A 1,040-nucleotide genomic window follows, 5' to 3' on the forward strand; every position below is an offset into this window, starting at 1 on the left:
GGCTCGATGGTGACCTTGATGGCGACGCCGCTGGCGACGGTGTCGATGGCCTCCAGGACACCGTCCAACGGGAGCCGGTGGGTGATCAGGTCATCGACCGGCACAGCACCGGTCGCGATCAGTTCAAGAGCACGCTTGTTGTGATCCGGGCTGGACCCGTTCGCCCCCACGATGGTCAGCTCCCGGTAGTGCACCAGATTGGAGTCACACGCGATGATCGGGTTGTCCTTCGGCAGACCACCGAAGAAACTGATCCGACCCCGACGCGCGGCCATCTTCAGCCCGTCCTCCTGGGTCTTGCCCGCCGCCGACGCCGTGATGATCACATCAGCACCCCGACCACCGGTCAGCTCCAGCACCGCCTGCACCGGGTCGACCTCCGCCGCGCAGATCGCCGCGTCCGGCTTCACCAAACCCGCCGCCAGGTCCAAACGACCCCGGTTCAACTCCACCAGATACACCGCCTCCGCACCCCGCGAGCGCGCCAGGCGCACGTGCAGACACCCGATCGGACCCGCACCGACCACCACCACGACGTCACCGTCACCGACCTGCGCCAACTCCTGACCGTTGAGCACACACGCCAGCGGCTCGGCCACCGACGCCTCGGCGAACGACACGCCATCCGGAATCCGGTTGAGACCATCCACCTTGAGCACGTTCTCCGGAACCACCATGTACTCGGCGAACCCGCCCTCGAAGTGGTAGCCCATCGACAACTGGTTCGGGCAGATCGTCATCCACCCACGCACGCACTCCGCGCACTCGCCACACGGGATCGCCGCGATGACCTGCACCCGATCCCCGGCCGCCCACCCGGACACCTCCGAGCCGACCTCCACGACCTCACCGGCGATCTCGTGCCCGATGACCCGCGGCGGGTCGATGTGATGGTGCCCGTGCCGGAAGATCTTCAGATCCGTCCCGCACGTGGAGGTGTTGCGCACCGCGATCTTCACCTCACGCGGACCCGCGCTCGGCTCCGGCGCCTCCTCGATGCGGATGTCACCCGGGGCGTAGAAACGCGCCACCTTCACTGG

At 67.3% G+C, this 1,040-nt stretch carries 1 protein-coding gene; it reads right to left on the reverse strand.

The window, feature by feature from the left end:
• On the reverse strand, positions 1–1,037 hold a 1,037-nt coding region (locus ACFPM7_RS30345; RefSeq protein ID WP_378251282.1), incomplete at its 3' end, for a zinc-dependent dehydrogenase.
• Positions 1,038–1,040 lie beyond the last annotated feature (3 nt).

The sequence above is a fragment of the Actinokineospora guangxiensis genome, from assembly GCF_042657845.1.
Lineage (GTDB): Bacteria > Actinomycetota > Actinomycetes > Mycobacteriales > Pseudonocardiaceae > Actinokineospora > Actinokineospora guangxiensis.